Source organism: Streptomyces sp. GbtcB6, from assembly GCF_019091475.1.
GTDB classification, from domain to species: domain Bacteria; phylum Actinomycetota; class Actinomycetes; order Streptomycetales; family Streptomycetaceae; genus Streptomyces; species Streptomyces hyaluromycini.
Map to the genome: position 1 here is coordinate 350,398 of NZ_JAGXJL010000006.1, position 8,370 is coordinate 358,767.

General features: G+C 73.2%; 6 protein-coding genes. 4 read left to right on the forward strand and 2 right to left on the reverse strand.

Annotated features, from left to right (window positions below):
* Positions 1 to 23 precede the first annotated feature (23 nt).
* Together KVT45_RS13845 and KVT45_RS13850 are read left to right on the forward strand one after the other, a co-directional pair.
* The gene (locus KVT45_RS13845) at positions 24 to 2,675 is read left to right on the forward strand and encodes an ABC transporter permease (protein ID WP_217547343.1); all 2,652 of its coding nucleotides are present in this window, start codon (positions 24 to 26) and stop codon (positions 2,673 to 2,675) included.
* A gap of 56 nt (positions 2,676 to 2,731) precedes the next feature.
* Entirely contained in the window at positions 2,732 to 3,478 is a 747-nt protein-coding gene (locus tag KVT45_RS13850; protein ID WP_217547378.1) for a response regulator transcription factor, read from the forward strand.
* 88 nt (positions 3,479 to 3,566) lie between these two features.
* Here the strand turns inward: KVT45_RS13850 and KVT45_RS13855 are convergent, their stop codons facing one another.
* The gene (locus KVT45_RS13855; RefSeq protein WP_308310718.1) at positions 3,567 to 5,057 is read right to left on the reverse strand and encodes a S53 family peptidase; all 1,491 of its coding nucleotides are present in this window, start codon (positions 5,055 to 5,057) and stop codon (positions 3,567 to 3,569) included.
* A gap of 352 nt (positions 5,058 to 5,409) precedes the next feature.
* Positions 5,410 to 6,954 carry an SDR family oxidoreductase gene (locus KVT45_RS13860; RefSeq protein WP_308310725.1) on the reverse strand — a complete coding sequence of 515 codons (1,545 nt, stop codon included), beginning with the start codon at positions 6,952 to 6,954 and terminating at the stop codon, positions 5,410 to 5,412.
* A 137-nt stretch (positions 6,955 to 7,091) separates the two neighbouring features.
* On the opposite strand from KVT45_RS13860, the gene KVT45_RS13865 reads away from it, so the two are divergent.
* Positions 7,092 to 7,802 carry a hypothetical protein gene (locus tag KVT45_RS13865; protein ID WP_308310719.1) on the forward strand — a complete coding sequence of 237 codons (711 nt, stop codon included), beginning with the start codon at positions 7,092 to 7,094 and terminating at the stop codon, positions 7,800 to 7,802.
* A partial coding sequence (locus KVT45_RS13870) for an ACT domain-containing protein (protein WP_217547346.1) occupies positions 7,799 to 8,370 on the forward strand: 572 nt, incomplete at its 3' end. The genes KVT45_RS13865 and KVT45_RS13870, both read left to right, overlap by 4 nt.

Sequence of the window (8,370 nt, forward strand, 5' to 3'; positions counted from 1 at the left end):
CCGCCGGCCGCCGAGGAGATGCCATGATCGCCACCTGGGCCCGCGGGCTGGCCCGCCAACGCACCGGACGGCTCCTGGCCGCCCTGACCGGCATCGCGCTCGCGGTCGCCCTGGTCGCCGCGCTCGGCTCCTTCCTCACCGCGTCGAAGGCGACCATGACCCAGCGCGCCGTGCGCTCGGTCGCCGTGGACTGGCAGGTCCAGGTGCAGCCCGGGGCCGACCCGCACACGGTCCTGTCCCTGGTGGCCGGGGCCCCGGGCACCCGCACCGCCCTGCCCGTCGGCTTCGCGCACACCAGCGGCTTCACCGCTCGCGTGCGGGGAAGCACCCAGACCACCGGCCCCGGCATGGCCCTCGGCCTGCCCGACGGCTACCGCGCCCGCTTCCCCGACGCCGTCCGCACGCTCTCCGGCGCGTCCACCGGTGTCCTGCTGGCCCAGCAGACCGCCTCCAACCTGCACGCGGCCCCCGGCGACACCATCGGCATCCAGCTCCCCGGTGCCGGTCTGCGCCAGGTGAAGGTGGACGGCGTGGTCGACCTGCCCCAGGCCGACTCCCTCTTCCAGACCGTCGGCGCCCCCGGCCAGTCCCAGCCGACCGCGCCCCCGGACAACGTCGTCCTGCTGCCCGCCGCCGGCTTCGCCGCCCTCACCCGCGGCGCCACCGGTGTCACCACCCAGATCCACGCCGCTCGCGACACCGCCCGGCTGCCCTCCGACCCGGCCTCGGCCTACTCCGCCGTCACCGGCGCCGCCCACAACCTGGAAGCCCGCGCCTCGGGCACCGCCCTGGTCGGCAACAACGTCGGCGCGGCTCTCGACTCGGCCCGCCAGGACGCCCTGTACGCCCAGATCCTCTTCCTCTTCCTCGGTGTGCCGGGCGCGGTGCTGGCCGCCGCGCTGACGGCTGCGGTCGCCTCGGCCGGCGGCGAACGGCGCCGCCAGGAACAGGGGCTGCTGCGGCTGCGTGGCCTGCGACCCCGTCAGATCGCCGCACTCGCCGGTCTGGAGGCCGCCCTGATCGGCCTCGCGGGAGGGCTGGCCGGGCTGGGCATCGCCGCCCTCACCGGCCGTCTCGCCTTCGGCACGGCCTCCTTCGGCGCGAGCACGGCGACCTGGTCCGTCTGGTACGCCGTCGCCTTCGTACTCGGAGCCGCGGTGGCCGCGTGCGCCGTCCTCGTCCCCGCCCTGCGGGACCTGCACACGGTCACCGTGGCCGACACCCGCAGGCAGGAGGACGTACGCCCGTCCCGGTCGCCCTGGTGGATGCGGTACGGCCTGGACTTCGCCCTCCTGACCGGCTCGTGGCTCGTCTTCCGCGCCTCCTCCGGCAACCAGTACGCACTCGTCCTCGCGCCCGAGGGCGTCCCCAGCATCTCCGTGTCGTACTGGGCCTTCCTCGGCCCCGCCCTGCTGTGGATCGGCGCGGCCCTGCTGCTGTGGCGCCTCAGCCTGCTCGCCCTCGCCCACGGCCGCCCCGCCCTGGCCCGGCTGGTCCGGCCGCTGACCTCGACCCTGGCCGGGACCACCGCCGCCGTCCTGGCCCGGCGCCGCCGCCCGTTCGCCCGGTCGGTGGTCCTGCTCGCCCTCGCCGTCTCCTTCGCGATCTCCACCGCCGTCTTCAACGCCACCTACCACCAGCAGGCCGAGATCGACGCCCGGCTGACCAACGGCGCCGACGTCACCGTCACCGAACCACCCGGCGCCCAGGTCCCGCCCACCGCCGGGGCAGCGCTGAAGATCTCCGGCGTACGGCACGTCGAACCCCTCCAGCACCGCTTCGCCTACGTCGGCTCCGACCTGCAGGACCTCTACGGCGTCCGACCGGACAGCGTCGCCAGGGCCACCTCGCTCCAGGACGCCTACTTCGCGGGCGGCACCGCCGACCAGCTCATGCGCCGCCTCGCCCAGCGCCCGGACAACCTCCTCGTCAGCGTCGAGACCGTGAACGACTTCCAGCTCTCCCCCGGCGACACCGTCAACCTGCGCATCCAGGACGCCCGCACCAAGTCCCTGCGCACGGTCCCCTTCCACTACGCCGGCATCGCCAAGGAGTTCCCCACCGCCCCCAAGGACAGCTTCTTCGTCGCCAACGCCTCCTACATCGCCAGGGCCACCGGCGACGACTCGACCGGCGCCTTCCTCCTCGACACCGGTGGCACGAACCAGCAGCGGATCGCCGACCGGCTGCGCCGGCAGCTCGGTACCCGGGCCACCGTCACCGACCTCACCCAGACCCGCGGCACCGTCGGCACCAGCCTGACCTCCGTCGACCTGGCCGGCCTCACCCGCATCGAGCTCGCCTTCGCCGTCCTGCTCGCCGCCGGGGCCGGCGGCCTGGTCCTCGCCCTCGGACTCGCCGAACGCCGCCGCACGTTCGCCATCGCCACCGTCCTCGGCGCGCAGCCGCGGCACCTGCGCGGCATGGTCCTCTCCGAGGCCCTGTTGCTGGCCGTCGGCGGCCTGGCCGGAGGCGCCCTCATCGGCTGGGCCCTGTCGGAGATGCTGGTCAAGGTACTGACCGGCGTCTTCGATCCGCCACCCGCGGTCCTCTCGGTCCCCGGCGCCTACCTGGCACTCACCGGGGCCACCGCCGTCGCCGCCGTCCTGGCCGCGGCCCTCAACGGCATCCGCGGCAGCCACCGCCCCGCCGTGGAGGAGCTCCGCGACCTGTGAACACGGCGTCCATCGACGACGAGCCCCGCACCCCGGCCGCTCCTAGGCTGTCGACCATGCGCACGCCTGCCACACCGGACCGCAGCCGACTGCGCGTCCTCGTCGTCGAGGACGACGACACCATCGGCCGCCACCTGGAAACCGGCCTGCGCGGCCACGACTACGCGCCGACGTGGTGCCGCACCGGAGCGGGCGCACTGGCGGAGGCCGGGCGGGCACCGTACGAGGTACTGCTGCTGGACCTGGGGCTGCCTGACATGGACGGCCTGGACGTCGCCCGGCAGCTGCGCGCCCGCCTCCCCGACCTGCTGATCGTCGTCCTGACGGCACGGACCGACGACATCGACATCATCGCCGGGCTGGACGCCGGCGCCGACGACTACCTGGTCAAGCCGTTCAGCCTGACCGTGCTGCTCGCCCGGCTGCGGGCTCATCTCAGGCGGCACGCGGCGGCCGCGCCGGCCCGGGAGCCGGTGCGGCTGGGCGATCTGGTCGTCGACGTGACGGCCCGGCGCTGCGCCTTGCTCGGTGTCGAAGTCCCGCTGCGGGCCAAGGAGTTCGACCTGCTGACGGTGCTGGCCGAGCGGGCCGGCGAGGCGGTCTCGCGCGAGACGCTGATGGCCGAGGTGTGGGACGAGAACTGGTTCGGCTCCACCAAGACCCTCGACGTGACGTTGGCGGGCCTGCGCCGCAGACTGACCGAGGCGGCACAGGCGGACGGGCGGCAGGCCCGGCTGCCCCGGATCACCACGTTGCGGGGGCACGGGTACCGGCTGGAACGGCAACCGGATCCGCCGAACTGAGCAGGTGCGCACGTTTCGCGGCCTTGCCGTCATCACCGTGCCGCCCACCAGAGGCTTCCTGGTGGGCGGCACAGCCGGCGTGTGGCTGTCAGGCCGAGACGAGGCGGGCCAGCAGCGCCTGGCCGTCCGGGACACCGAGCCCGGTGCAGGCATCCCAGCCGGGCGTGGCCGCGAAGTCGCCGATGTCTCCCAGGGTGATGTCACGGAAACCGGCCGGGCTCACCCCGGGTGCCGCGCCGTCGTACAGCACGGGCTGGAGCATGCCGAGCGGGTGGCCGAGCGCCTCGGCGAGACGGACGGTCAGCGCGGCCCAGAGCGGCGCCACGGCGCTGGTGCCGCCGAAGATCTCGTCCTGGCCGTGGATGAGTACCTTGTATCCGGTCCGCGGGTCGGCGTCAGCGGCCACATCGGGCACGCCGCGCCGGCGGCCCTGCCCGTTGCCGCTGGGTACGCCGACGTTCGCCTGCCAGCTGGGCTGCTTGAACGTGCGGCTGACACCGCCGCCGGAGGCGGACCCGTTGCCGTCGTTCCACACGGTCTCGGACGTGACGGTGCCGCTGACCGGGTCGGCGTCCAGGCGCGTACCGCCGCAGGCGAGAGCGCGAGGGCTCGAAGCGGGGAAGTCGGTGTGCGGCTTGCCCGTCTTATCGCCGTCGCTGCTGCCGTTGTCACCGGCGGCCACGCAGACGGTGACGCCCATGGCGGCGGCGTCGGCCAGCGTGGCGTCGAGGGTCGCGCGGCCCTGGGCGGTCCACAGGTCCTCGCGCTGGCCCCAACTGATGCTCACCGCCGTGGGGGTGGGATCGGCGAACACCGCGGTGCTGATGGCGTCGGCGAAGCCCTGCGCGCTGTTCTCCGCGAAGTACACGACTTGGCGCGCGCCGGGCGCCAGCGCGCCGATCACCTCCACGTCGAGCATCACCTCCCCGTCGGCGGGGTCACCCGGGCTGTTACTGCCGTTGCCCACCTCGACAACGTCCACGAGCGGTGCGGGGATGCCCAGTTCGGCGAAGTACGCGTCCAGGTCGCCTTCCGGTATCCCGCCGCCGAGTTCGACGACGCCGATCGTGTGACCGCTGCCGTCCGTTCCCTGGGGGAAGCGGTAGATCTTGCCGAGGTCGACGGGCGAGTACGACGAGAGGGCGGCGTGGGCCTCCATGCGCTGGATGTGCGGGCGGGCCTGCGGCCGGTTGTCCAGACCCGTCACGCCGATCACCACGCCGTCCCACTCGGGCAGGATGCGCAGGTCGCCGGACCGCTGCCGGTGCTCTACCATCCGTCCTTCGTCCGCCGGGTCGGGGGTCGTGACCATGGTCAGCGAGTCGGGCTTCACCACGGACCGCAGCTGACCGACCGTTCCGGAGATCTTGACCCGGCGTGAGGCCGGATCCACCAGCGTCACCGTCAGCCCGTGCTGCTCTGCCGTCCGCTTCACCATGTCGATGTCGGCCGGGTCGGCGCCGTAACGCGCCGCCAGGTCCTCACGCGTGATCGTCTCAGGTCCTTCGACGAGATCATCCGGGATCTCGGCGCGCCGGCGCAGGACCAGAGTGACCTCGATGCGTTCTGAATCGCTCACCGCTCCGGTCGAGCGCGCATGCGCATGCGCGGTGCGCTTACTGCCTCGGAGGGGGACCAGTCGCGTTTTGTCCATGATTTCGAGCGTTCCACCGATGCGGGCGGTTCGCATCCTGTGCCTTTGTCAAGCGGTGCGCTCACGGCCCGACCGCCTGCGTGCCCTCGCATGGTGGGCCCTCGCCGATTCAGGCTGCCGGGACGTCCCGCAACTCGCGAGGAGCTGAGGGTTACTGAGTTCTGCGGGTTGTCGTCGGCCGATGGGCGAGCGTGAGCCCGGTGCCGTGTGCCCACCGCAGCCTCGTCGCACTCCAGCCGAAACTTCCGGGCAGTCGACTCCCGGATCCCGGCGGCCATCACGGTGGACGGGCTGGCGCCTCGCTCGGTCGGGGGGCGGCGCCCCGCTTCTGCGCGCGTTCGGCGGCGCGGACGATGTTGCGGGCCATGCCGCCGAAGACGACCGCGTGAAAGGGCGACACGCTCCACCAGTAGAGCTGGCCGAGCAGTCCGTGCGGGTGGAACAGGGCCCGCTGCCGGTAGCGGGCACCGCCGGCACCCTCCGCGTCGACGTACATCTCCAGCCAGGCCAGGCCGGGCAGCCGCATCTCGGCGCGCAGCCGCAGCAGCCGCCCGCGTTCGATCTCCTCCACCCGCCAGAAGTCCAGCGAGTCACCGACCCGCAGCCGCCGCGCGTCACGTCGTCCCCGGCGCAGGCCCACCCCGCCGACGAGGCGGTCGAGCCAGCCGCGCACCGCCCAGGCCAGCGGGAAGGAGTACCAGCCGTTCTCGCCGCCGATGCCCTCGACCACCTCCCACAGCGCATCGGGAGCCGCATCGGCGTGGCGTTCGCGTAGGTCGGTGTAGAGGCTGCCGCCGGCCCACTCCGGGTCGGTGGGCAACGGGTCGCTGGGAGCACCCGGCACGGAGGCGGAGGACCATCGGGTGACGACCTGGGCGTCCCGCACGCGCTGCAGCGCGAGGGAGACGGCACGGTCGAAACCGACCGGGTGGCCCGGCGGGCTGGGTACGTACTGCTCGATGTCCCGTTCCCGGCACACCACTTCGTGGCGCAGCGACTCCGTCAGCGGGCGGGCGATGGCGGCCGGCACGGGGGTCACCAGGCCGACCCAGTGACTGGACAGGCCGGGTGTGAGCACCGGCACGGGCACGATGAACCGCCGGGGCAGCCCGGCGACAGCGGCGTACCTCCGCATCATCTCCAGGTAGGTGAGCACCTCGGGGCCACCGATGTCGAAGGCGCGGCTGACGTCGGGCGGCAGGCCGGCGCACCCCACCAGGACGCGCAGCACGTCCCGCACGGCGATCGGCTGGATGCGGGTGCGCACCCAGCGCGGCGTGACCATCACCGGCAGCCGCTCGGTCAGGTAGCGCAGCATCTCGAAGCTGGCCGAGCCGGAACCGATGATGACGGCGGCCCGCAGCACGGCCGTCGGCACGCCCGAGTCGAGGAGGATACGGCCCACTTCGGCGCGGGAGCGCAGGTGCGGCGACAGTTCCCGCTCGGGCACGCCGGCCGGGGTCAGCCCGCCCAGGTAGATCAGGCGGCCGACGCCGGCCCTGCGGGCCTGCTCGCCGAAGACATGGGCCGCCTGCCGGTCGGTGCGCTCGAAGTCGCGGCCGGCGCCGAGCGCGTGCACCAGGTAGTAGGCGACGTCGACGCCCGCCATCGCCGCCGCCACCGAGCCCGCGTCGGTGACGTCGCCCGGTACGACCTCCACCCGCCCGGCCCACGGCTGGTCGCGCAGCTTGCGGGGCGTGCGCACCAGGCAGCGCACCCGGTACCCGGCGTCCAGCAGCTCCGGCACCAGCCGCCCGCCGATGTAACCACTGGCACCGGTCACCAGACAGGTCCTCGGACCCGTGGCGGCGGTTCCGTTCACGTTCGTCGTCGTCCCGGCCGTCTCGTCCGCCACGCGAACCGCCTCAGTCGTCGCCCGTGCGCCCGCGCGCCCCTCGCCCCGATGCCTCTACGGTGCCGCCCGCCCGTCCGGACACGCCGGGCGACTGCGCCATCCGGGTGACGCGGAGCTCCCGCCGGTCGCCGTCGAGGTCGGGCAGCCGGTGCCGTTCGCCGTGGTGGCTTCGCGGGGGTGTCGAGCCGGCGGCGGCCATCCGGCCGTCAGACCGACTCGCGGACCACAACCCGACCCGGCACCGGCGCCAGGCCCTCGGTGTCGACCCCGCCCGCCCGGAGGGCCCGTACGAGGACTCGCTCTCCCTGATCGAATCGGGCCTGCTCAACGAGTTCGGTGTCCGGCACGTCGGCATCAGCGGCTACCCGGAGGGCCATCCCGCCATCGCCGAGGACGTGCTGTGGTCGGCGCTGCGGGACAAGAGCGCGGCGCTGGCGGCGCAGGGCCTGGACGGCAGTGTCATCACCCAGTTCGGCTTCGACGTGGATCCCGTGCTCGCCTGGATCGAGCGGGTGCGCGGCATGGACATCGCGCTCCCGGTCCGGATCGGTGTTCCCGGACCGGCCGGGGTACGGCGCCTGATGTCCTACGCGGCCCGCTTCGGCGTCGGCACCAGCGCCACCATCGCCAAGAAGTACGGCCTGTCCCTGACCAACCTCATGGGCACCGCCGGCCCGGACCGGTTCCTGCGGGCGCTCGCCGAGGGCTACGACCCCGCCCGCCATGGCGAGGTGAAGGTCCACTTCTACACGTTCGGCGGACTGCGGGCCTCCACTGAATGGGCCGCCCGGTTCAGGAAGGAGATCGAGGCATGACGCTCGCCCAGGACAAGGCGTCCCCCTCGGCAAGGAATACCAGGACGCCCGGTCACCAGGCCGCGCTGATCGTCCAGGGCGCCGACTCCACCGGGATCGTCTCCGCTCTGGCCTCGGTCCTCAGCGGCCACGGCGCCAACATCGTGTCCCTGGAGCAGTATTCCGACAACCCGCAGGGCGGCGCCTTCTTCCAGCGCACCGTCTTCACCATGGACGTCCTTCAGGCGGCCCTGCCCGCGCTGAGAGCGGACCTCGACGAACACCTCGTCAAGCGGTACGGCCTCACCTGCACGCTGCGCGACCTGTCCGTCCCGAAGCGGATGGCGATCTTCGCCAGCAGGTCCGACCACTGCCTTCTCGACCTGCTGTGGCGCCACCGGCAGGGCCAACTCCCGGTCAGCATCCCGATGGTGATCTCCAACCACCCCGATGTCGCCGAGGAGGTCCGCTCGTTCGGAATCCCCTTCTTCCACGTGCCGTCGATGGGCCCGGACAAGTCGGCGGCCGAGGCCGAGCATCTGCGGCTGCTCAAGGACAACGTCGACTTCGTGGTGCTCGCCCGCTACAT